The sequence below is a fragment of the Izhakiella capsodis genome, from assembly GCF_900115045.1.
GTDB lineage: Bacteria > Pseudomonadota > Gammaproteobacteria > Enterobacterales > Enterobacteriaceae > Izhakiella > Izhakiella capsodis.
Window position 1 is genome coordinate 66,126 of sequence record NZ_FOVC01000005.1, and the last position, 23,693, is coordinate 89,818.

Annotated in this window: 24 protein-coding genes and 1 pseudogene; 19 read left to right on the forward strand and 6 right to left on the reverse strand. The window is 48.9% G+C overall.

Features of this window, described 5'->3' with window-relative positions:
* Positions 1-4 precede the first annotated feature (4 nt).
* The 6 genes from purF (at position 5) to hisP (ending at position 5,485) form a co-directional block, all read left to right on the forward strand.
* A complete protein-coding gene (purF, locus tag BM191_RS09175) occupies positions 5-1,519 on the forward strand; it encodes an amidophosphoribosyltransferase (RefSeq protein ID WP_092877405.1) in 1,515 nt (504 codons plus the stop codon).
* 74 nt (positions 1,520-1,593) lie between these two features.
* Positions 1,594-2,175 (forward strand): UbiX family flavin prenyltransferase, encoded by a 582-nt coding sequence (locus tag BM191_RS09180; RefSeq protein WP_092877407.1) that lies wholly within the window; start codon positions 1,594-1,596, stop codon positions 2,173-2,175.
* 257 nt (positions 2,176-2,432) lie between these two features.
* Entirely contained in the window at positions 2,433-3,215 is a 783-nt protein-coding gene (locus tag BM191_RS09185; protein WP_092877409.1) for a lysine/arginine/ornithine ABC transporter substrate-binding protein, read from the forward strand.
* Between the two features lie 88 nt (positions 3,216-3,303).
* Positions 3,304-3,990, forward strand: a complete 687-nt coding sequence (gene hisQ, locus BM191_RS09190) for a histidine ABC transporter permease HisQ (RefSeq protein WP_092877411.1) — start codon at positions 3,304-3,306, stop codon at positions 3,988-3,990.
* Positions 3,987-4,703 carry an ABC transporter permease gene (locus BM191_RS09195; protein WP_092877413.1) on the forward strand — a complete coding sequence of 239 codons (717 nt, stop codon included), beginning with the start codon at positions 3,987-3,989 and terminating at the stop codon, positions 4,701-4,703. The genes hisQ and BM191_RS09195 overlap by 4 nt, the downstream gene beginning before the upstream one ends.
* Positions 4,704-4,711: 8 nt before the next feature.
* Positions 4,712-5,485, forward strand: coding sequence for a histidine ABC transporter ATP-binding protein HisP (gene hisP, locus BM191_RS09200; RefSeq protein ID WP_092877415.1), 774 nt, complete (start codon positions 4,712-4,714; stop codon positions 5,483-5,485).
* 48 nt (positions 5,486-5,533) lie between these two features.
* Here hisP and BM191_RS09205 read toward each other — a convergent pair whose 3' ends face one another.
* Positions 5,534-6,427: a TIGR01777 family oxidoreductase gene (locus BM191_RS09205; RefSeq protein WP_092877417.1), complete on the reverse strand. Its 894-nt coding sequence runs from the start codon at positions 6,425-6,427 to the stop codon at positions 5,534-5,536.
* 70 nt (positions 6,428-6,497) lie between these two features.
* Positions 6,498-7,130 carry a glutathione binding-like protein gene (locus BM191_RS09210; RefSeq protein WP_092877641.1) on the reverse strand — a complete coding sequence of 211 codons (633 nt, stop codon included), beginning with the start codon at positions 7,128-7,130 and terminating at the stop codon, positions 6,498-6,500.
* Between the two features lie 475 nt (positions 7,131-7,605).
* Here BM191_RS09210 and BM191_RS17530 point away from each other — a divergent pair.
* The 3 genes and pseudogenes from BM191_RS17530 to yfcD all read left to right on the forward strand — a co-directional run.
* Positions 7,606-7,698: pseudogene (locus BM191_RS17530) on the forward strand (glutathione transferase); the annotation flags it as partial.
* Between the two features lie 49 nt (positions 7,699-7,747).
* Complete coding sequence (locus BM191_RS17535) at positions 7,748-7,888, forward strand: hypothetical protein (RefSeq protein ID WP_407927872.1); 141 nt, start codon at positions 7,748-7,750, stop codon at positions 7,886-7,888.
* A gap of 245 nt (positions 7,889-8,133) precedes the next feature.
* Positions 8,134-8,667, forward strand: coding sequence for an NUDIX hydrolase YfcD (gene yfcD, locus BM191_RS09220; protein ID WP_092877419.1), 534 nt, complete (start codon positions 8,134-8,136; stop codon positions 8,665-8,667).
* Positions 8,668-8,743: 76 nt separating this feature from the next.
* Here yfcD and pta read toward each other — a convergent pair whose 3' ends face one another.
* Together pta and ackA are read right to left on the reverse strand one after the other, a co-directional pair.
* On the reverse strand, positions 8,744-10,900 hold the full coding sequence (gene pta / locus BM191_RS09225) for a phosphate acetyltransferase (RefSeq protein ID WP_092877421.1): 2,157 nt from the start codon (positions 10,898-10,900) through the stop codon (positions 8,744-8,746).
* Positions 10,901-10,969: 69 nt separating this feature from the next.
* Positions 10,970-12,172 (reverse strand): acetate kinase, encoded by a 1,203-nt coding sequence (gene ackA / locus BM191_RS09230; protein ID WP_092877423.1) that lies wholly within the window; start codon positions 12,170-12,172, stop codon positions 10,970-10,972.
* Between the two features lie 325 nt (positions 12,173-12,497).
* Here ackA and yfbV point away from each other — a divergent pair, with 325 nt between their 5' ends.
* The 4 genes from yfbV to BM191_RS17140 all read left to right on the forward strand — a co-directional run bounded on the left by yfbV (position 12,498) and on the right by BM191_RS17140 (position 14,130).
* On the forward strand, positions 12,498-12,950 hold the full coding sequence (yfbV, locus tag BM191_RS09240) for a terminus macrodomain insulation protein YfbV (protein ID WP_092877427.1): 453 nt from the start codon (positions 12,498-12,500) through the stop codon (positions 12,948-12,950).
* Between the two features lie 149 nt (positions 12,951-13,099).
* Positions 13,100-13,597: a YfbU family protein gene (locus BM191_RS09245; RefSeq protein WP_092877429.1), complete on the forward strand. Its 498-nt coding sequence runs from the start codon at positions 13,100-13,102 to the stop codon at positions 13,595-13,597.
* A 68-nt stretch (positions 13,598-13,665) separates the two neighbouring features.
* Positions 13,666-13,833 carry a hypothetical protein gene (locus BM191_RS17135; RefSeq protein ID WP_230479567.1) on the forward strand — a complete coding sequence of 56 codons (168 nt, stop codon included), beginning with the start codon at positions 13,666-13,668 and terminating at the stop codon, positions 13,831-13,833.
* A 105-nt stretch (positions 13,834-13,938) separates the two neighbouring features.
* A complete protein-coding gene (locus BM191_RS17140) occupies positions 13,939-14,130 on the forward strand; it encodes an HAD-IA family hydrolase (RefSeq protein WP_230479568.1) in 192 nt (63 codons plus the stop codon).
* 147 nt (positions 14,131-14,277) lie between these two features.
* On the opposite strand, the gene yfbR is transcribed toward BM191_RS17140, so the two are convergent.
* Complete coding sequence (yfbR, locus tag BM191_RS09255) at positions 14,278-14,877, reverse strand: 5'-deoxynucleotidase (protein WP_092877431.1); 600 nt, start codon at positions 14,875-14,877, stop codon at positions 14,278-14,280.
* 62 nt (positions 14,878-14,939) lie between these two features.
* Entirely contained in the window at positions 14,940-16,154 is a 1,215-nt protein-coding gene (locus BM191_RS09260; protein WP_092877433.1) for a pyridoxal phosphate-dependent aminotransferase, read from the reverse strand.
* A gap of 966 nt (positions 16,155-17,120) precedes the next feature.
* On the opposite strand from BM191_RS09260, the gene lrhA reads away from it, so the two are divergent.
* The 6 genes from lrhA to nuoF all read left to right on the forward strand — a co-directional run bounded on the left by lrhA (position 17,121) and on the right by nuoF (position 23,605).
* Entirely contained in the window at positions 17,121-18,044 is a 924-nt protein-coding gene (gene lrhA / locus BM191_RS09265; RefSeq protein WP_092877435.1) for a transcriptional regulator LrhA, read from the forward strand.
* A gap of 641 nt (positions 18,045-18,685) precedes the next feature.
* Positions 18,686-19,129, forward strand: a complete 444-nt coding sequence (locus BM191_RS09270; RefSeq protein WP_092877437.1) for an NADH-quinone oxidoreductase subunit A — start codon at positions 18,686-18,688, stop codon at positions 19,127-19,129.
* Between the two features lie 15 nt (positions 19,130-19,144).
* Positions 19,145-19,828 carry a NuoB/complex I 20 kDa subunit family protein gene (locus tag BM191_RS09275; protein WP_092877439.1) on the forward strand — a complete coding sequence of 228 codons (684 nt, stop codon included), beginning with the start codon at positions 19,145-19,147 and terminating at the stop codon, positions 19,826-19,828.
* Between the two features lie 116 nt (positions 19,829-19,944).
* Positions 19,945-21,744 carry an NADH-quinone oxidoreductase subunit C/D gene (gene nuoC / locus BM191_RS09280; RefSeq protein WP_092877643.1) on the forward strand — a complete coding sequence of 600 codons (1,800 nt, stop codon included), beginning with the start codon at positions 19,945-19,947 and terminating at the stop codon, positions 21,742-21,744.
* Positions 21,745-21,746: 2 nt separating this feature from the next.
* The gene (gene nuoE / locus BM191_RS09285; protein ID WP_092877441.1) at positions 21,747-22,262 is read left to right on the forward strand and encodes an NADH-quinone oxidoreductase subunit NuoE; all 516 of its coding nucleotides are present in this window, start codon (positions 21,747-21,749) and stop codon (positions 22,260-22,262) included.
* Positions 22,263-22,264: 2 nt separating this feature from the next.
* The gene (gene nuoF, locus BM191_RS09290) at positions 22,265-23,605 is read left to right on the forward strand and encodes an NADH-quinone oxidoreductase subunit NuoF (RefSeq protein ID WP_092877645.1); all 1,341 of its coding nucleotides are present in this window, start codon (positions 22,265-22,267) and stop codon (positions 23,603-23,605) included.
* The last annotated feature ends 88 nt before the right edge of the window (positions 23,606-23,693 follow it).

Below are 23,693 nucleotides of genomic sequence, written 5' to 3' on the forward strand. Positions count from 1 at the left end.
CAGCATGTGTGGTATTGTCGGGATCGCCGGTTTCATGCCGGTAAACCAGTCGATTTATGACGCGTTAACGGTGCTTCAGCACCGTGGCCAGGATGCCGCAGGCATTGTCACCATTGATGCCACGAATTGTTTCCGACTGCGCAAAGCAAACGGGTTGGTCAATGATGTGTTCGAAGCACGTCATATGCAACGCTTGCAGGGGAATATAGGTATTGGTCACGTTCGCTATCCCACAGCCGGTAGTTCCAGCGCTTCGGAGGCTCAGCCTTTTTATGTAAACTCTCCGTATGGCATTACTCTTGCGCACAACGGTAACCTTACCAATGCGCATCAATTGCGTAGCTACCTTTTTCAAAGTGGGCGTCGTCATGTTAATACCACTTCCGATTCAGAAATTTTACTGAATATTTTTGCCGAAGAGCTGGATCGCTGTCAGCATCCGCTGGTGGCGGAAAATATTTTTACGGCTATTGCTGCAGTTCATACCAAAGTCCGTGGTGCTTATGCCTGTGTCGCGATGATAATAGGACACGGCATGATCGCCTTTCGCGATCCTAACGGGATCCGTCCACTGGTGCTCGGCAGACGCGTGCTAAGCGATGGACGCACGGAGTATATGGTCGCTTCGGAGAGCGTGGCGCTTGATACGCTCGGTTTTGAATTCCTGCGCGATGTGGCAGCAGGCGAAGCGATTTATGTTACCGAAAAAGGTCAGCTGTTTACCCGTCAGTGCGCCGATAATCCGTGCAGTAATCCTTGCCTGTTCGAATATGTTTATTTTGCCCGACCAGATTCATTTATCGATAAGATTTCGGTGTACAGCGCGAGGGTGCGTATGGGCACTAAGCTGGGTGAAAAGATTGCTCGCGAGTGGGAAGATCTTGATATTGACGTCGTCATTCCTATCCCGGAAACCTCGACGGATATCGCGCTGGAAATCGCGCGCATTCTGGACAAGCCATATCGTCAGGGTTTTGTAAAAAATCGCTATGTAGGGCGCACCTTTATTATGCCCGGTCAGCAGATGCGTCGTAGTGCGGTTCGCCGCAAGCTGAATGCTAATCGCGCAGAATTCCGCGATAAAAATGTGCTGCTGGTTGATGATTCTATTGTGCGCGGTACGACATCAGAGCAGATTATTGAGATGGCCCGCGAAGCAGGAGCGAAGAAGGTTTATCTTGCCTCAGCGGCGCCGGAGATCCGCTTTCCTAACGTCTATGGCATCGATATGCCAAGTGCGACTGAACTGATTGCTCATGGCCGTGAAGTGAATGAAATTTGCCAGTTAATCAAAGCCGATGCGCTGATTTTTCAGGATCTCAACGATCTTATTGAGGCGGTGCATGAAGAGAATCCCGATATTGTCCAGTTTGAATGTTCAGTATTCAACGGTGTTTACGTAACCAAAGACGTCGACCAACATTATCTTGAGTATCTCCAGTCGCTGCGTAACGATGATGCCAAGGCGCTTGCGCGCCAAAACGAAGTCGAAAGCCTCGAGATGCATAACGAAGGCTGATTAGTCTTTACGCGCATAAATCAGCTACACTGGGCCGAAATAATTCCCGGCCCAGTTTGTTTTAAGGACAGGCAATGAAGCGACTGATTATTGGTATCTCTGGTGCCAGCGGAGCTATCTATGGCATCAGAATGTTGCAGGTATTGCAGCAGGCAGATGACGTGGAAACCCATCTGGTGATCAGCCACGCGGCGAGGCAGACGCTGGCGTTGGAAACCGATTTCAGCCTGCGCGATCTGCAATCAATGGCCGACGTTGTACATGATGGGCGTAATATTGCTGCCAGTATTTCTTCAGGCTCTTTTAAAACTCACGGTATGGCGATCCTGCCCTGCTCGATCAAAACGCTCTCTGGTATCGTTCATGGCTACACTGATAACCTGCTGACCCGAGCAGCGGATGTCATGTTGAAAGAGCAGCGGCGTTTAGTGCTCTGCGTGCGCGAAACCCCACTGCATCTTGGCCATCTGAGAATGATGGCCTCGGCGGCAGAGATGGGGGCCGTGATTATGCCTCCGGTGCCTGCTTTCTATCACCGTCCCACTGGCTTGATGGATATTGTCGACCAGACAGTAAATCGGGTTATTGACCAACTTGATATTGAGCTGCCTGACGATTTATTCCTGCGCTGGAAGGGTAGAAATCCCCCGCAGTAATGCACCCTGTTAGTGCATACGATGGTGCTGCATCGCATTCCACGCATCATTTGCACCATAATGAAACAATTTAGCCACTTCTTGATGACAAATCTGTTATAACTTTTGCGCAAACGCTGCAGCCTGTGCCCGTCGGGTACAGGCGGTGTAAACCGTGACAAAATTAAGGCCCACCGCGATTTATGGCATGAAAACTGCAGGTTATCAGCCCCTATAGAGTAGTAAATAATAAAAATCACTTCATGAGAGGGTTAACAATGAAAAAGCAGCTTCTGGGCCTTTATTTACTGCTGACTATATCCAGCATTGGAAGCGTAGTGGCGGCGGTGCCGCAAACGCTACGGATTGGTACCGATCCGTCCTATGCCCCATTTGAGTCAAAAAATACGCAGGGACAGTTAGTGGGGTTCGATATCGATCTGGCAAATGAGATCTGTAAACGTATTCACACAAAATGTACTTTTGTTGAAAGCGACTTCGATTCGCTTATCCCCTCTCTGAAAGCGAAGAAAATTGATGCCATTATCTCGTCTTTATCAATTACCGCTAAACGGCAGGAAGAGATCGGTTTTTCGGATAAGCTGTACGCGGCTAATGCGCGCCTGATAGCGCCTGAAGGTTCAAAAATTCAGCCGACACTGGCGTCGCTAAAGGGCAAAAATATCGGCCTGCTGCAGGGTACCACGCAGGAAACTTATGCCAATCAGAACTGGCGACCTGAGGGAGTGACTATCACCCCTTATGCAAATCAGGACCTGGTGTACCAGGATTTAATTGCGGGGCGTATTGACGCTGCGTTTCAGGATGAAGTCGCTGCCAGCGAGGGCTTTCTTAAACAGCCAATCGGTAAAGACTATGCGTTTGCCGGCCCGGCGGTTAGAGATGACAAGCTTTTCGGTGTTGGTACTGGAATGGGCTTGCCGAAGCATAACGTTGAGCTGAAGGCGGCTGTTGATAGCGCCTTCCGGGCCATGCGTGAGGATGGGACATACGATAAGCTGGCTAAAAAGTATTTCAGTTTTAACGTGTACGGCGATTGAGCAACGCCTGATATAAGGAGCCGCTGCAGGGCGCTGTTTTTGGCTAAAAGCACAATGCAGGAAAGATCAGATAAATCAGGATTACTTTATGTTGTATGGATATTCAGACGTAATTTTGAGAGGTGCGGCAGTTACCCTGGCGTTGGCGCTGAGTTCCCTGGTGCTGGCTGTCATCATTGGAATGATTGGTGCCAGTGCAAAACTTTCCGCTAACCGTATTTTGAAGCTGATTTTTGAAGGTTATACCACCCTGATACGCGGAGTGCCGGACCTGGTACTGATGTTACTTATTTTCTATGGTCTGCAAATTGCACTTAATAACATTACCGATCTGCTCGGTATTAATCAGATTGATATCAATCCGATGGGGGCCGGTATCATTACCCTCGGCTTTATCTATGGTGCTTACTTTACCGAAACTTTTCGCGGAGCCTATCTGGCGGTACCCGGAGGGCATATTGAAGCGGCTATTGCTTTTGGTTTCACCCGTTCCCAGACTTTTCGTCGCATTCTTTTTCCGGCAATGATGCGTTTTGCATTACCCGGTATCGGCAATAACTGGCTGGTTATTCTGAAATCTACGGCATTAGTTTCATTATTGGGTCTGGAAGACGTGGTGAAGGCCACGCAGCTTGCAGGAAAAAGTACCTGGCAGCCGTTTTATTTCGCTATCGTGGCGGGTGTGATTTATCTGGTCTTTACCACGCTTTCGAACGCTGTACTTTTGTGGTTAGAAAAACGCTATTCAGTTGGCGTAAGGCGGGCTGATATATGATAGACATCATTCAGGAATACTGGAAAGCCCTGCTATGGACCGATGGTTATCGTTTTTCTGGCGTAGCAATCACCTTGTGGCTACTGGTGCTTTCAGTGGTCATGGGCGGCAGCGTAGCGGTACTGCTGGCCATTGCCCGTGTTTCACCCTACAGAGCGGTTCGTTTACCGGTCTGGGTGTTTACCTATGTGTTTCGCGGTACGCCACTTTACGTGCAACTTTTAATTATCTATTCGGGCCTGTATACCCTGGCGCTGGTGAAGGAAAATGAATTACTGAACACATTTTTTCGCAGTGGCATGAACTGTACCGTGTTGGCGCTGGCCTTGAATACCTGCGCTTATACTACGGAAATCATTGCCGGCGCTATTCGCGGTGTAGCACATGGAGAAATTGAAGCCGCACGTGCTTATGGCTTCTCAACCTTTAAGCTTTATCGCTGCATTATTTTACCGTCGGCCCTACGTAGCGCACTGCCAGCCTATAGCAATGAAGTTATTTTGATGCTGCACTCTACGGCACTGGCGTTTACCGCAACAGTACCTGATTTGCTGAAAGTTGCGCGCGATATCAATTCCGCGACTTACCAGCCCTTTACCGCTTTTGGTATTGCAGCAGTGCTGTATCTGGTGATTTCTTATGTGTTGATAAGCCTGTTTCGCAAAGCGGAAAAACGCTGGCTGCAACACGTTAAACCCTCATCGTCTCACTGAGTTGATCTATGTCTAGAAATAAATTAAAGGTAACCGATCTTCATAAGCGTTATGGTGAGCTTGAGGTGTTGAAGGGCGTATCGCTGCGCGCCAATGCAGGCGATGTCATCAGCATTATCGGCTCGTCTGGCTCAGGCAAAAGTACCTTTCTGCGCTGCATTAATTTCCTCGAAAAGCCTGGTGAAGGGTCGATTGCGCTCAATAACGAGAATATCAATCTGGTGCGTGACTCCGATGGTCAGCTTAAAGTAGCAAATAAAGAACAGCTACGCTTGCTGCGCACCCGATTAACGATGGTTTTCCAGCATTTCAATTTGTGGAGCCACATGACGGTGCTGGAAAACGTCATGGAGGCACCGATCCAGGTGCTGGGTTTGAGCAAGCAGGAGGCGCAACAACGTGCGGTGCACTACCTGGATAAGGTGGGAATAGACGAACGCGCGCGGGCCAAATATCCCATCAATTTATCTGGCGGGCAACAACAGCGCGTTTCTATTGCCCGTGCGTTGGCTATGGAGCCTGAAGTTCTGCTGTTTGATGAACCGACGTCTGCCCTCGATCCAGAACTGGTTGGTGAGGTGCTACGTATTATCCAAAAGCTGGCTGAAGAAGGAAAAACGATGGTGGTGGTTACCCACGAAATGGCGTTTGCCCGCCACGTTTCCAGCCACGTGATTTTCCTGCACCAGGGTAAAATTGAAGAAGAGGGAAAACCCGATGAGCTATTTGGTAACCCGAAAAGTACGCGCTTACAGCAATTTCTCTCCGGAGCGCTGAAATAGCCCAATAATAAACGCGGGTAGCGGGCATGCTGTCCCGCTCCGCCTTGATTATACCAGGTCGGAAAGCGCGTTTTCCAGTTCACGAAAACGAAATGAAAAGCCTGAATCACTCAGTTTTTTCGGCAGTACATGCTGTCCTCCAAGCACCAGCACCGCGGATTCCCCCATGATCAGGCGGATAGCAAAAGCCGGAGTACGTATTAGCGCCGGACGATGCATTACTGCTCCCAGGATAGCTGAGAACTGCTCATTTCTGACTGCATAAGGTGCCACCATATTTATGGGGCCGCTCAATTCGCGATGTTTAATCAGCCACAGAACGCCTTCTACCAAGTCGTTGATGTGGATCCAAGGAAGATATTGTTTACCGTTACCGAGTGGGCCGCCAAGCCCGATTTTGAAGGGCAGTTTAATTTTGCTTAATGCGCCACCCGATTTTGTTAGCACAACGCCTGTGCGCAGCAGACAAACGCGAGTTTGGCTACTCTCAGCCTGCCGTGCCAGCGCTTCCCAGCGAGAGCAAAGCAAGTGGGTAAACTCGTGATGACCGGGATCGTTTTCGGTGAGTACCAGATCGTCGGTATTGCCATAAAAGCCGGTTGCAGAGCCCGAAATCAATAGCTGAGGCGGCACTGTACTGGCTTTAATCAGCTCAACAATGCGTGCGGTAATTTGCCAGCGACTATCGCAAAGACGCTGTTTTTGTGCTTCACGCCAGCGTTTTTTGGCAATCGGTTCACCTGCCAGGTTGATGACGATATCGATGCCGTCCAAAGAGGTTTTTTGATGAAGGTCAGGCCATAAGTTAACGCGGTTATCCAGCTGCTCGCGTGCGCTGGCAACATCGCGCGTTACAACGCTCACCTGATGCTGACGGAAAAGTAAGGCCGGGATAATATGGCTGCCTATCAAACCTGTACCACCAGTAAACAAAATATGCACGCTGACTTTCCTTCTCAAACATAATTAAATACCGTTTTTCTTTTTATCAGCATAGAATCAATGACAGGATCTAGCTGATTTTCTGCATCATTTTTCTTACACGCTGGGTTGCCGGGCGGCTCTGAATGCGGGTGAACCAATTATGAATAGACGGATAGTTTGTCAGATCAATACGCTGCTGCTGATGACAGTTTATCCAGGGCCAGATTGCCATATCGGCAATATTATAATGATCGCCTGTGACCCAGGGATTTTGCTCAAGCTGATGATTAAGCACTTTATATAGACCTTGAGTTTTTAGCTGAAAACGTTCGATAGCATAAGGAATAGTTTGCATGGCCACCTGATTAAAATGATAATTTTGTTCGAATATTGGACCAAGCTCTGATGTTTGCCAGAATAACCATTGTAGGGTGATAGCGCGCTCGCGCCATTCCGCGCTAAGAAATTTACCGCTTTTCTCCGCCAGATAAATAAGAATTGCCCCTGACTCAAACAGGGCAACTGGTTTACCACCGTCCACAGGTTGATAATCAACGATAGCCGGAGTTTTATTATTGGGTGAGATATTAAGAAAATACCTACCCGATGGCTCATTTTTATTAAGAATAATCTGTTTTAATTGATAGGGTGAAGCTGTTTCTTCTAAAAGGAGTGCAACTTTTTGTCCATTTGGCGTTGCTGAAAAATAGAGGTCGATCATGAGTTTATCCATTGTTCCAGTTTTTTGAGGCTATTGTTTAAAAAAATATAGTGCAACTTTTTAAGTTTAAAAAAGAGGACTTTTTTGGAAATTATTTAACCGTATCCTTAACAACTATTGTCATTCCGGAAGAAAACCTATAAACAAAAATTACTCGAAGCTGATTTTCTGATGAGAAATCAGGATGAATAACCCAAATGTGACGCGTTGGTCAGATGGCTATTATTTTATCCCCTATATCACGTCGGTATATGTGGCACTATCTGAAAAAGACATATCTTTTACAGTCGAATGTGTCGATCTATCGCGTAACGGATAACAAAGTGAGGACTATACGGCTATTTCTCTTACACGTCGGGCGCCTGCGCTGGAGTTTGCCGGTTTTCACCTTTCTGAATCTTCAGCTAATGCTGAAAATTTTGAAGAGCGCTTTGCGCCACCAGAATACGAGCGCCTTTATCCAGGCGATGGGGATCTGCGTGCCAGAACGCGCAAAGTTCAGGCATGGCTGTTAAGCGATCTTCATCCGCTATGGCAACGGCGTCCGACTGAGGTTATTTTTACAGGCAACGCTTTGTGCCTCGTGACGAAGCGGATGAGCAGACGGCGCAAAGCTGATCGCCGTCGCCACGCGCTGGCTGCTATCAGGACAGCAAGATCTTTTCGGAAAGTGGTCAAAGGCGGATACCGATCTGGCTGTCATGCTAAATCGTCTGGTATTACATGGCGATTTGGTTCCTCAACAGTTGGCTGGATAGGCATATTTTCAGTGACTGCGGGCTTCGGTGCAGCTATGACTGGCCAAAGCTTGGCGTAAATAATCATGATATCGGTCTGGCCTGCTGGTTGCTTACGCTGAGCGTAGCCAGTAGTCTGTGGTGGCTCATGTAGCTAATTACGCCGCTATTCGGGAACCATACACCGGCAGACTGAGAGACCGGGATGGGATCAATTGCCGCGCCAGAGGCGAGGCAAAGTTAAGGCTGAACATTAAGGATAACGAATGTTGGAGCAACAGCAGGGCGGAGAGTGGGTGGATATCGTTGATGAAAATAATAACGTAATCGCACAGGCCAGCCGTGTCCAAATGCGTGCGCAATGCTTGCGTCATCGTGCCACCTACATTGTGGTGCATGATGGGATGGGAAAAATTTTGGTTCAGCGTCGCACTGATACCAAAGACTTCATGCCAGGGATGCTGGATGCCACTGCCGGTGGCGTAGTACAAAGCGGAGAGATATTGCTGGACTCTGCCCGCCGGGAAGCAGAAGAAGAGTTAGGCATTGCTGATGTTCCCTTTGCTGAGCATGGCATTTTTTACTTTGAAGATGCGCATTGCCGCGTCTGGGGCGGGTTATTTAGCTGCGTCTCTCGTGGTCCTTTTGCTATGCAGGAAGAGGAAGTTGAAGACGTTTACTGGATGAAACCGGAAGAAATTACTGCGCGTTGTGATGAGTTTACACCGGACTCGCTCAAAGCTTTATCGTTATGGATCAGCCGCTATAGCGAAGCCGAAAGGAGCACAGCAGTAGGTTGAGTAACGCTGTGGTTCCGGCCACAAAAAAGGGACCGGGCAAGGTCCCTTTTGGTGTTTAACGGTCACCAGCAGTCGATTACACTTTCTGTTCTGCCGCCTGCTGCGCCTGAATTGCCGTCAGGGCGATGGTGTAGACGATATCATCAACCAGTGCGCCGCGAGACAAGTCATTAACCGGCTTACGCATCCCTTGTAGCATCGGACCGATAGAGATCAGATCGGCGGAACGCTGTACCGCTTTGTAAGTGGTGTTACCGGTATTCAGATCAGGGAAGATGAATACCGTAGCGCGCCCTGCAACCGGTGAGTTCGGCGCTTTAGATCGGGCTACGTCAGCCATAATTGCCGCGTCGTATTGCAGCGGACCGTCGATAATCAGGTCAGGGCGTTTCTCCTGAGCCAGACGGGTAGCCTCGCGGACTTTATCTACATCACTACCAGCGCCTGAGTCGCCTGTAGAGTAGGAGATCATGGCTACTCGCGGCTCGATACCGAAGGCGATGGCTGAATCGGCGGACTGAATAGCAATTTCGGCCAGCTGCTCTGGATTCGGATCGGGGTTGATCGCGCAGTCGCCGTAAACCAAAACCTGTTCCGGCAGCAACATAAAGAATACTGAAGAAACCAGCGAACTGTTTGGCGCAGTTTTAATCAGCTGCAGCGGTGGCCGAATGGTGTTGGCGGTAGTATGTACTGCGCCGGAAACCAGACCATCGACTTCAGCACGTTCCAGCATCATGGTGCCAAGTACCACGTTGTCTTCTAACTGCTCACGAGCGACAACTTCAGTCAGACCTTTACTCTTACGCAGCTCAACCATGCGCGCCACGTAATTATTACGAGCAACATGCGGATCGATAATCTCAACGCCTTTACCCAGCGTCACGCCCTGGGCTGCTGCCACACGTTGGATTTCTTCCGGATTACCCAGCAAAACGCAGGTAGCAATACCACGTTCGGCGCAGATAGCGGCGGCTTTAACCGTTCGTGGCTCGTCGCCTTCTGGAAGTACGATACGTTTGCCCGCTTTACGTGCCAGCTCGGTGAGCTGATAGCGGAAGGCCGGGGGGGAAAGGCGACGGCTACGCTCAGATTCCGCAGTCAGTGATTCAATCCAGTCCGGATTGATGAAGCTTGCGACATATTCCTGAATTTTTTCTACGCGCTGTGTATCGTCAACCGGTACTTCCAGATTAAAACTTTGCAGGCTGAGTGAGGTCTGCCAGGTGTTTGTTGGCACCATAAATATTGGCAGACCGGTTGTCTGGAAGGCGCGTTCGCAAAGTTTGCTAATGCGCTCATCAATTTCATAACCACCGGTCAGCAGAATTGCACCGATTTCCAGCCCATTCATCGCTGCAAGGCAGGCAGCTACAAGAACGTCAGGACGGTCGGCAGAGGTTACCAGCAGTGAACCCGGGCGGAAATGCTCCAGCATATGCTGTAAGCTACGTGCGCAGAAAGTGACTGAGCGTACGCGGCGGGTGGCAATATCACCCTCATTTATTATCCGGGCGTTCAGGTGGCGGCACATATCGATAGCGCGTGTGGCGATCAGGTCAAAACTCCATGGCACGCAGCCGAGTACCGGAAGCGGGCTGTTGGCAAACAACACGTTGGGATCGATATTAGCCACGCTGGCTTTATTTGAGTCGTCAAAAATTTCCGATAAATCCGGACGAGTGCGTCCCTGATCGTCCACCGGGGCATTCAGCTTATTGATAATTACGCCGGTGATATTTTTGTTCTTACTGCCACCAAAACTACTCTGGGTCAGTTTGATACGCTCCATCAACTCTGCCGGTGAATCATTGCCCAGCGACATTACGAATACAATTTCTGCGTTGAGCGTTTTGGCAATTTCGTAATTAAGCGCAGAGGCAAACTGGTGTTTACGAGTAGGTACCAGACCTTCAAGCAGCACAACCTCAGCATCGCGGGTGTTTTCATGAAAACGCGCGATGATCTCCTCCATCAGCACGTCCTGCTGGTTAGTACTCAGCAGTGATTCAACGTAACTCATCGTCAGCGGGTTGGCAGTAGGAATAGAGGAGTTCTTACGCAGAATAGTGGTGGTTTGATCAGGATGATCCCCGCCGCTTCGTGGCTGAGCGATGGGTTTAAACACACTCAGGCGCACGCCTTTGCGCTCCATTGCGCGGATTACGCCGAGACTGACGCTGGTGAGACCGGTACTGGTGCTGGTGGGTATTAACATTATTGTACGTGACACAATAAACCTCTCAGGCAATTTACTGAGTGTCTGGAAAAGCGCCGCCAGCGGCTGCTGACGGCGGAGTGCTTATGCAGTCAGGCGCGCCGCATCCTGAGCGATAACCAGTTCTTCGTTGGTTGGGATAACCAGAGCAGGGCGGCTACCTTCTTTATTAATAAAGCCGGCGTTGCCAAAACGTGCTGCCAGATTGCGTTCATGATCGACTTCAAAGCCCAGCAGACCCAGTTTTGCCAGCGTAATTTCACGCACCATTGCGGCATTTTCGCCGATACCGCCAGTGAATATCACCGCATCAAGTCGGCCTTCCATCAGAGCGCTGTAGGAGCCGATGTACTTCGCCAGTCGATGGCAGTAAACATCCATTGCGCGCTTAGCATCTTCTTTCTGCGAGTAGTTGTCTTCAACGTAGCGACAATCACTGGTTATTTCTGTCAGCCCAAGCAAGCCGGACTCCTTGGTCAGCAGCTTGTTGATGGCATCAACGCTCATGCCCAGGCTGTCATGCAGGAAAAATATAATCGCCGGATCGATATCACCGCTACGCGTACCCATGACCAAACCTTCCAGCGGTGTCAGCCCCATAGAAGTATCTACGCTCTGGCCATTACGAATGGCGGAAACAGAGCCACCGTTGCCCAGATGGCAGGTGATGAGATTTAGCGTTTCTATCGGCTTATTGAGAAAGCCTGACGCTTGCTGGGTGACATAATAGTGGCTGGTGCCGTGAGCGCCGTAACGGCGAACGCCATGCTCTTTGTAAAGATTGTAAGGCAGCGCGTACAGGTAAGATTCTTCAGGCATACTTTGGTGGAACGCAGTATCAAAAACGGCCACATTTTTCGTAGAGAGATGTGGAAAGTTTTTCATCGCTTCGTTGATACCAATAAGGTGTGCGGGATTATGCAGTGGTGCGAAGGAAGAGGCATCTTTTATCGCCTGGACCACCTTGTCAGAGATAAGGACAGACTGAGTAAATGCTTCACCGCCGTGAACGATACGATGGCCAATTGCGGTAATTTGCGCCGAAAGATCGGGTTTTTTTGCCAGAATCTGTTGGCTAATGAAGTCAAGTGCTTCGCTGTGGGCGGCGCCAGCCCCCAGTGGTGCTTCTTGCTTGCCGCCATCGATTTTCCATTTAATACGGGCTTCAGGAAGATGAAAACATTCGGCCAGGCCGGAAAGGAACTCTTCACCGTCAGCGGGATTGATGATCGCAAACTTAAGTGATGAACTGCCGCAGTTCAGAACCAATACTAACTTACTCGACATGGAAGTACCTATTTATCAAAAATGGCGAAAAAAAACTCAATCAGGTGATCAGCGTAGCGTATGAAAGCTGTTGCATTAATGATTGGTGTCATGCTATCGATAAAAATCGGAGTCATTTTAAAAAAATAATGCAAAAAATGCTCATTTTTTTGAAGGTGGGTGCCAGGAACTCGCTGACTAAGGATTTTAGTATGACGCATGTTCAGGAATGAAATTGTGCTCAGGATAACCAAGGCCACCCGTAAAGACAAAATATTTTGAAAGTTACACGGTAAAGTGTTTTAGAGAGTTTTTTTAAATTTTCAAGTAGAAGACGAGGTCAGCTATGGCGAATGATTCAGATTCGATCAGTGGATTTAAGCTGTTCCAGCGCGGTCAGCATTACATGAAAACATGGCCTGTAGAGAAACAGCTTGCGCCTGTGTTTCCAGAGAATCGTGTCATCAGAGCCACGCGCTTCGCTGTACGGTTTATGCCGCCGGTTGCTGCATTTGTACTTTGTTGGCAGGTGGCCCTGGGCGGACAATTAGGGCCAGCTGTAGCAACAGCACTCTTCGCTTGCAGCTTACCAATGCAAGGTTTGTGGTGGCTGGGGAAACGTTCTGTCAGGCCTTTGCCACCGGCTTTGCTTCGCTGGTTTAATGAGGTTCGTGCCAGGCTGGCTGAATCAGGTCAGGCGCTGGCACCGATTGAAGGTCATCCCACCTATCAGGCGCTGGCTGATATACTCAAACGGGCTTTCCGACAGCTCGATAAAACCTTCCTCGACGATCTTTAATCCCATTGGCTTTGGCGCGGGGAACTATATTTCCTGTCTTCCTGCGCTACATCAAATTCGCGCACCCTTCCGTTTCTTGCAATTTTATCTCTGTGGCATGCTCCTTGCCTTAACAGAAACTAACTTTCGCAGCCTCACAGGAGCTCATCATGGATATATCTCATGCACAGCGATTAATCATTTCCAACCAGTATCGTCTTCTGGCGTTGCTGGAGCCGACACAAGAGAAACACTACCGCCGATTGAGTACTATCGTTGAGCGCGGTTACGGTCTACAAATGCGCGAGTTGGAGTGCGAGCTTGGAGTGTTGATAAGCGAAGAGACCTGTCGGAATGTTGTTCAAACAATGGAGATGTATCATGCGCTCCAGGTGTCATGGAATAATCTGAAAGAAAAAAATGGTATTAATGAACGTCGGCTGAGTTTTCTGGGTTTTGATGCTGCCACTGAAGGTCAGTTACTGGGATATGTGCGCTTTTTGATTGAAAGCGAAGGACGTTATTCTGATTTTGATGCGGGTCAGCATGGATTCAATGCCCAAACGCCAATGTGGGAAAAGTATCAACGAATGCTGGCTATTTGGCAAACTTGCCCACGGCAATATCATTTAAGTTCAAACGAGATAGCGCAAGTCCTTGATGCCTGATAAGGTATAATGTATTGAAAATCAAGGATTTTTATTTGATTTATAGGGTATGTTGCCGGTGTTTGAACGTGCATGAACAGAATGGGGCGCGTCATGGCGCTGATGCCGATACTATTCTGAATTTTGTTCACGGAAAGCAATCTATCAGCCAGGTAAGATACGTTATGCAGGACGCCAGCGAGAAAAAACCAGCAGGAATTTTTGCTGCTGGAAAAGCAGGGGGCGGAGGACACTGACGGCATTAAGGTGTTGTCTGGTGTCGATCGGCTGTTGGATACGCTTTATGAGCAACAAATTCCCTAAGCGATTGTTACCTGGCAAAGCATGCAGGTTGCCTCAGCATGCAACCCTATGGTCGCCCTGCGACTCCGGATATTTTTATTACCGCAGAGCGAGTAGTGCGGGGCAAGCCAGAGCAGGCCCCTTATATGCAAGGAGCGCAGCTGCTGGTATGGGAGCCGGAGGAATGCGTGGTTGTTGAAGATGCGCATGCCGGCATTCTGTCTGAACTGGCTGACATGTCATCGCGGTAAGTCCTCATGGGATGCGCCGTGGCTCGATGCCGTAGCAATGGTATTAAACTGTCTTGCGGAGATAATTATCAATGAAGACCGTGAAGGATGGGTAAGCATACACTGCCGCCATTAATTATAACGGCCAGTGCTGTTGGCCGTTTGCTTTCAGAGCGGCGTATCCTGAGAGATTTCATCCAGTGACAGGCTAAAGCTGGGTACAAATACTTCAATAAACCAGTTCATTTCCTCACTGCTCCTCTCCCTGAGGGTGGCTTCCAGCCGGTTTTTTGCCAGAAAAAATTCGTTATTCCCTGCTGAAAGCTCTTCCAGGCACTTAAGGTAGGCGCAGAGTGCGTCGGCTTGCTTGACGATAGCCGTCTCCTCCGGATCGTGAAGGTTATCATCCAGTAGCAAGCGATAGGCATCCTGTAATTCAGCCGGCAGCATTTCAATCAGCTTTTGCCGGGCGATCTTTTCGATTTTTTTATATTCATGCGCAATTTGTGCATTGTAGTACTTGACCGGCGTGGGTAAATCCCCGGTCAGCACTTCACTGGCATCATGGTAGAGTGCCAGCATTGCGACTCTGTCGGCATTGAGTTTGCCACCGAACTTCTGGTTTTTAATAATAGCCAACGCATGCGCTACCATTGCGACCTGTAAACTGTGCTCAGAGACGTTCTCCGTGCGCACATTGCGCATCAGCGGCCAGCGGTTAATTAATTTAAGTCGTGAAAGGTGGGCGAAGAAGTGGCTTTGTGTCATTGTAAGCGTCCGATATGGTTTTTGAGCGGCATACACCGCTCAAAAACGGGTTTTACTCGTGTTTACTGATGATAAGTTTCCAGAAAACGGCCGAATTTGGTGATGGCCATTTCCAGCTCGTCAACGCGCGGCAGCGTAACGATACGAATATGGTCTGGCCAGGGCCAGTTAAACGCAGTTCCCTGAACCAGTAGAACCTTTTGCTGCAGCAGGAAATCAAGCACCATTTTCTGATCGTCATGAATATTAAACTTTTTGGCATCAATTTTTGGGAACATATACAGCGCGCCATCCGGTTTTACGCAGCTAACGCCGGGGATCTCATTAATTAGCTCCCAGGCGCACTGGCGTTGCTCATACAATCTGCCTCCGGGAACAATAAATTCGCTGATGCTCTGATAACCGCCTATTGCTGTCTGAATGGCATGCTGCGCCGGGACATTAGCACACAGGCGCATTGATGCCAGCATCTCCAGTCCTTCAATGTATCCTTTGGCGTGTTTCTTTGGGCCATTGAGCACCATCCAACCCTGGCGAAAGCCGGCAACGCGATAAGTTTTGGATAAACCATTAAACGTCACGGTCAGCAGATCAGGTGCTAATGCGGCAATTGAATGATGACGAGCTGCATCGTAAAGAATTTTGTCGTAGATTTCGTCCGCAAAGATGATGAGGTTATGCTCACGGGCCAGCGAAACGATTTCCATCAGCAACTCTTTGCTGTAGACCGCACCAGTCGGATTATTAGGATTAATAATGACAATGCCCCGCGTCCGGGGGGTTATTTTACTGCGAATATCGTCAAGGTCGGGAAACCAGCCAGCTGATTCATCACAAATATAATGCACGGCTTTTCCGCCTGAAAGGGAAATTGCAGCGGTCCAGAGTGGATAATCTGGTGCAGGCACCAGCATTTCATCCCCACTGTTAAGCAGTGCCTGCATCGATTGCACGATCAGCTCGGAAACGCCATTACCGATATAGACGTCTTCTACCGTCATTTCACGCATTCCACGCGCCTGATAATGCTGGACGATAGCTTTACGTGCTGAATAGAGACCTTTGGAGTCGCAATAGCCCTGTGCACTGGGAAGATTGCGAATAACATCAACCAAAATTTCATCCGGTGCTTCAAAACCAAATGGCGCCGGGTTGCCAATATTGAGCTTGAGAACCCTATTACCTTCTTCTTCGAGCCGCTTTGCTTCTTTCAGAACCGGGCCGCGAATGTCGTAACAGACGTTATCCAGTTTTGTCGATTTCTCTATTGTAATCATTGCGTTCGCCTTTGCTGGCAGTGATCCGTTCCTGCCGTGGAAAATGTACCCGCTCAATGTACTCCTCTCATAGTCGCTTTTGAAGGCTGTAAGCAGGCTTTAATACGTTTAGCTATTGATCATGAGGTAAGTGTAATACTCGAAAGAGCATATTGATTTCATTAAATAATAGTGTCTAGCAATTCAAGTCGTTGGTTGTAGACCATGGTAAAGCTAAACATAGCGGGATATATATAATTTGTTAAAAATTTATGGATTGATGAACTCTGAAACCGTCAAACACAGCTTAAGATAAATATGAGATTTTTGCGCTGAATGACGATCTCAACTTCAACTAAAACAGGTCGGCGATTGCGATAAAATGTAATTTTTTGTTTAATGCGTGTGAGATTTGATAAATTTCAACGGAGAAAAAAGTGTTTTACAACGCGTGTCGATGAAATCTTATTTTAGTGAAAAGATTTACGCATGGGGCTTAAAAACCCAGCGACAGTGTGTCAGGATAACCAGCAGAAGTGGTTTACACCAGACCAGAACTTCTTCAGATAGGTAAAGTATTTTGTTTCATACCTATACTGTTCAAGCATGTTTAATATAAACGACTGCAATTACAGTGTCTTGGTAATTCAATTTTTTTATCTGTTGAATACTATCGGTACCATCGAGGCCCGAGGTTAAGGCATCTGGGGTTGAATTAATTACTTCAGTACGACTGTCTGCAACTTATGAGTTAGTACAGCGTGCATGAGCAATGTATAAGACAGAGCAGATAATTTGACGATGTGATGCCTGAATTTTGTAAACTCACTTCGTTATTGCGTCAGCACTGTTGACTCGAAAACGTGATGCAATGGATGCATCCTATTGTCCAACATGGTAGTTATTACGCACTCGTCATTCGCGGCAAATTTTGTGAATGACAACACCAGGGTAGCTGTTTGAAAATCTTATAAGTGAACAAAAAATATGACTAGTGCAAATCGTCCAATAATGAATCTTGATCTCGATCTGTTACGTACCTTTGTAGCCGTGGCGGATCTTAATACGTTTGCGGCGGCCGCAGCTGCGGTTTGCCGCACTCAGTCGGCTGTCAGCCAGCAAATGCAGCGTCTGGAACAGCTGGTTGGTAAAGAGTTATTTGCCAGACATGGACGTAATAAACTGCTTACAGAGCATGGCATCCAACTGTTAGGCTACGCCCGCAAAATTTTGCGGTTCAACGATGAAGCCTGCACCTCACTGATGTATAGCAATATTCAAGGTGTGTTGACGATCGGCGCTTCTGACGATACTTCGGACACCATTTTGCCTTTCCTGCTTAACCGCGTAACGTCGGTTTATCCCAAGCTGGCGATTGACGTACGGGTTAAGCGTAATCCTTTTATGATGGAAATGCTCAATCAGGGAGAAGTTGATCTCGTCGTTACGACCTCCAGTCCAGTGAATTTTGCCTGGCAGGTGCTGCGTACTTCGCCGACATTGTGGTATTGCGCTGCTGATTATATTTTTCAGCCATGTGAAGCGATTCCGCTGGTATTGCTGGATGAGCCAAGTCCCTACCGTGATATGGCAATTGATTACCTCAATGAGGCTGGGATCCCTTGGCGGATCTCCTACGTTGCCTCGACACTGGCGGCTGTGCGTGCAGCGGTAAAAGCAGGTCTAGGCGTGACTGCCCGGCCCGTAGAGATGATGAGTCCTGAACTGCGGGTCATGGGGGCCGCGGAAGGTTTACCAGTACTGCCCGACACCGAGTATTTATTGTGCCGCAACCCTGACAGTGATAATGAGCTGGCTTTAGCTATCTTCAATACAATGGAGTCGAACAACAACCCCTATAGCATGACAGATAGTCAGGGTGGGATTGTTTACGCTGATGAAGAGGAGTAATCAAATAACGCACTTCAGAAAATTATTTTTAATATAGCTTATATTTAACTTTTAAAAGCCTCCATGTGATCACCTCATTATGGAGGCTTTTCTATAAATTTCATATAAAAAAGGTCTAGTAAACAGACAAATACGCTCTCTATAAGTCGGATTGAATCGGTCTGCAGATTGTGCGACTGCCGTTGCTTAAAATTTAACCCAGTGCACATGCTCAAATTCAGATGCGTTGAATTGATGTTTTTTTTATCTCAAACATTAAAAGTGTGCTCTGGATCAAAAAAATATCCCTGGTTATATACAGGAAAAGCGGCAGGTTTCTGCCAGAATATGTGGGGTTACTGCACAAATCGTGCATCTGCACCATCTAAAAGGATTTTTCATACTTAACGACTGACTCGATTAAGCCTGATTTCTTCGCATCATATGTTAATAACTCAGTGTATATGTAAATTAGCGTGTATATGCCTTTGTCAAAGTTGACAAAAGATTATAGAAAAGGGTAAAAACCCCCATAAAATTGCTGGCTACTTGATAATTACCAGCATTGTTTATAAGGTTTTCTCCTTCCCTTGTATCGTTGTGGCAAGCGAAACGCCATTAAACAGGGCTTGACGCTAAACGTCACTTTTGATGAGTAAGCAATGAGTATGTCTACAACCACCGAAGTCGTCGCTCATCACTGGGCATTCGCAATATTTGTTATTGCTTCTGTTGGCCTGTGTTGCCTGATGCTATCCGCAGCCTGGTTCCTGGGTGGTCGGGCAAGAGGCAGAAACAAAAACACACCTTTCGAATCGGGGGCTAACCCGGTTGGTTCAGCCAGGCTGCGCCTCTCCGCACAATTTTATCTGGTTGCCATGTTTTTTGTCATTTTTGACGTTGAGGCCCTCTATTTATACGCGTGGTCGACATCTATCCGTGAAAGCGGATGGGTTGGCTTTGCGGAAGCCGCCATTTTCATTTTGGTGCTGTTAGCTGGTTTGGTTTATCTGGCTCGTATTGGCGCTCTTGACTGGACGCCTGTACGCTCACGCCGAATGCCGGAAAAAACTGACCTCTCGCACACCAACCATCATACGCAGTAACAGCGAGGCATTCAGATGGACTATACGCTCACCCGCATAGACCCCAATGGTGAGGGCAACGGTAACGACCGCTATCCTCTGCAAAAGCAGGAAGTCGTCGCCGACCCACTGGAGCAACACGTTCACCGGAGCGTCTACATGGGCAAACTTGAGCATGCCCTGCATGACGTGGTGAACTGGGGACGCAAAAATTCTCTCTGGCCGTATAACTTCGGCCTTTCTTGTTGTTATGTGGAAATGACCACCGCTTTTACCGCAGTGCACGACGTTGCGCGTTTTGGTTCCGAGGTGCTGCGCGCTTCGCCGCGTCAGGCCGATTTTATGGTGGTTGCGGGAACCTGCTTTACCAAGATGGCACCGGTAGTACAGCGTCTTTACGATCAGATGCTGGAGCCTAAATGGGTTATTTCTATGGGGGCCTGTGCTAACTCGGGTGGCATGTACGATATTTATTCTGTCGTACAGGGCGTAGACAAGTTCCTGCCGGTTGATGTGTATATTCCAGGCTGCCCACCACGCCCGGAAGCTTACATGCAGGCACTGTTATTGCTGCGTGAATCAATCGGTAAAGAGCGTCGTCCGTTATCGTGGGTGGTAGGTGACCAGGGGGTATACCGTGCGAATATGCAATCCGAGCGGGAAAGAAAGCGTGACGAACGCATTGCTGTCACCAACCTGCGTACGCCGGATGAAATCTAAACAGAAGTGAATTGAACATTATCAGCGCGAATAAACACACAATGTAAAGCGCAGATTAGTTTCTTACGCCAACACTGAGTGCCTGAGTTTATCGGGCCAGCATGGTGAAAAAAATTATGACTGATTTGACCACGCAAGATCTCGCTCAGCCAGCATGGCAAACACGCGATCACCGGGATGATCCGGTGATCGGCGAGCTGCGTAACCGTTTTGGGCCGGAAGCCTTTACCATCCAACCAACGCGCACTGGCGTTCCGGTAGTCTGGATTAAGCGTGAGCAATTGCTGGAAATCGCGGAGTTTCTGCGTAAATTACCAAAACCTTATGTCATGCTGTACGACCTGCATGGCATGGATGAGCGTCTGCGTACCAACCGCGCCGGTTTACCTGCTGCGGATTTTTCTGTTTTTTACCATCTGATTTCAATTGAGCGCAATCACGACATCATGCTTAAGGTTGCGCTCACGGAAAATGATCTACACCTTGCGACGCTGACCAAAATTTATCCTAACGCTAACTGGTATGAGCGTGAGACCTGGGAGATGTTTGGTATCACCTTCGACGGCCATCCACATTTAAGCCGTATTATGATGCCGCACTACTGGGAGGGTCATCCGCTGCGTAAAGATTATCCGGCGCGCGCGACGGAATTTGACCCCTATCTGTTAACGAAGCAGAAAGAAGACCTGGAGATGGAGGCGATGACCTTCAAGCCGGAAGAGTGGGGAATGAAGCGCAGTACGCAGAATGAGGACTATATGTTCCTCAACCTCGGGCCGAATCATCCCTCGGCGCATGGAGCTTTCCGCATTATTTTGCAACTCGATGGCGAAGAGATTATCGATTGTGTGCCGGACGTGGGCTATCACCACCGTGGTGCGGAAAAAATGGGAGAACGCCAATCTTGGCATAGCTATATTCCTTATACCGATCGTATCGAATATCTCGGTGGGTGTGTTAACGAGATGCCATACGTCTTAGCCGTCGAGAAGCTGGCCGGTATTACCGTACCCGACCGTGTTAACGTTATTCGGGTTATGCTATCTGAGTTGTTCCGTATAAACAGCCACTTGCTGTATATTTCGACGTTTATTCAGGACGTTGGGGCAATGACCCCGGTGTTCTTCGCCTTCACCGATCGTCAGAAAATTTATGATATCGTCGAGGCGATAACCGGATTCCGTATGCACCCGGCATGGTTTCGCATTGGCGGTGTGGCACACGATCTGCCTAAGGGCTGGGAGCGTCTGCTTCGTGAGTTCCTTAACTGGCTGCCGAAACGTCTGAAAGAGTATGAAACTGCCGCGTTGAAAAACACGGTATTGATTGGTCGTTCTAAAGGCGTCGCCGCTTACAATATGAAAGAGGCGTTAGAATGGGGGACTACTGGCGCGGGTCTGCGAGCGACCGGCCTTGATTTTGACGTGCGCAAATGGCGTCCGTATTCCGGCTATGAGAACTTCGAGTTCGAAATTCCTACCGGTGATGGTATCAGTGATGCGTACAGCCGTGTCGTGCTGAAAATGGAAGAGATGCGCCAGAGTTTGCGCATTCTTGAGCAGTGCCTGAACAATATGCCGGAAGGACCATTTAAGGCCGATCATCCTCTGACCACGCCGCCGCCGAAAGAGCGCACGTTACAGCACATTGAAACCCTGATCACCCACTTCCTGCAGGTTTCATGGGGGCCGGTGATGCCTGCTAATGAATCATTTCAGATGATCGAGGCAACCAAAGGGATCAATAGCTACTATCTGACCAGTGATGGAAGCACTACCAGCTATCGCACCCGGGTACGTACGCCAAGCTTCCCACACCTGCAGCAGATACCTTCGGTGATCCGGGGCTGTCTGGTATCCGATCTTATCGTGTACCTCGGCAGTATTGATTTTGTTATGTCAGATGTGGACCGCTAATAATGCACGATCAAAGAATTGAGATCGCAACGATCGACCCGACTGCGGTTTTTGAGTTGAGCGCCAGCGAACGTGAAGCGATTGAGAATGAAAAGCACCATTATGAGGATGCGCGAGCCGCTTCGATTGAAGCGTTGAAAATTGTTCAAAAACAGCGTGGCTGGGTGCCCGACGGCGCGATTAGCGCCATTGCCGACATTCTGGGTATACCCGCCAGTGATGTGGAAGGCGTCGCGACTTTTTACAGTCAGATCTTCCGCCAGCCGGTTGGTCGCCACGTTATTCGCTACTGTGACAGCGTGGTTTGTCATATTACCGGTTTTCAGGGGATTCAGGCTGCCCTGGAGCAACAGCTTAACATTAAGCCGGGCCAAACAACGGCCGACGGACGCTTCACGCTGCTGCCTACCTGCTGTCTCGGCAACTGTGATAAGGGGCCAACCATGATGGTAGATGAGAATACCCACGTTCATCTCACACCGGAAGGTATTCCCGGATTACTGGAGCAGTATCCATGAGTGTGAAAGAGATTATTCGTACAGCTGAAACACATCCGCTTACCTGGCGTATACGTGAAGATAAACAGCCAGTCTGGCTTGATGAGTATCGTAATAAGAATGGTTATGCCGGTGCGGAGAAAGCGCTAAAAAGTATGACGGCTGATGAGATCGTCACTCAGGTAAAAGACGCCGGGCTAAAAGGCCGTGGCGGCGCAGGATTTTCCACCGGTCTTAAATGGAGCCTGATGCCGAAAGATGAATCCATGAATATCCGTTACCTGTTATGTAATGCGGATGAAATGGAGCCTGGAACCTATAAAGACCGCCTGTTGATGGAGCAGATACCTCATCAGCTGGTGGAGGGGATGCTTATCGCCGCTTTTGCGCTGAAAGCCTGGCGGGGTTACATCTTCCTGCGCGGTGAATATATAGAGGCTGCGGTAAATCTGCGTCGCGCTATCGCGGAGGCTAACGAAGCAGGCTTACTGGGGAAAAATATTCTCGGTAGCGGCTTTGATTTCGAACTGATTGTGCATACCGGCGCTGGCCGCTACATCTGTGGGGAAGAAACCGCACTGATTAACTCGCTTGAAGGCCGCCGTGCCAACCCGCGCTCTAAACCGCCGTTTCCTGCCAGCGCGGGTGTATGGGGTAAACCGACCTGTGTGAATAACGTCGAAACGCTGTCTAATGTACCGGCCATTATTGCCAATGGTGTTGACTGGTATAAGGGTATTTCGAAAAGCGATGACACAGGCACCAAAATGATGGGCTTTTCCGGTCGGGTGAAAAATCCGGGCGTTTGGGAACTGCCTTTTGGCATCACGGCGCGTGAAATTCTGGAAGATTATGCGGGTGGTATGCGTGACGGACTCACTTTCAAGGCCTGGCAACCGGGTGGCGCGGGAACTGACTTCCTGACCGATCAGCACTTGGATCTACCGATGGAGTTCGCCACCATTGGCAAGGCGGGCAGTCGTCTTGGCACGGCCCTGGCGATGGCGGTTGATAATGAAATTAATATGGTTTCGTTGGTGCGTAATCTGGAAGAATTTTTTGCCCGCGAGTCCTGCGGATGGTGTACACCGTGCCGTGACGGTTTGCCGTGGAGCGTAAAAATATTACGTGCGCTCGAACGTAAAGAGGGTCAACCGGGCGACATTGAAACGCTGCTGCAACTTTGTCGTCAACTTGGGCCGGGTAAGACCTTTTGTGCTCATGCGCCGGGTGCCGTAGAACCGCTACAAAGCGCAATCAAGTATTTCCGTGAAGAGTTTGAAGCGGGTATTGCGCCGCAAGTTTTTGGCAATGTGCACGCGATAAATGGCATTCAACCTAACTTGCTTAAGGCACGCTGGTAATAATTTATAAACTCCAGGCTTTTTGGATCCAAGTGCAAATTAAGGCACCGAAAGCATACCAGGGTATGCTGCCGGACCGGCAGACAGT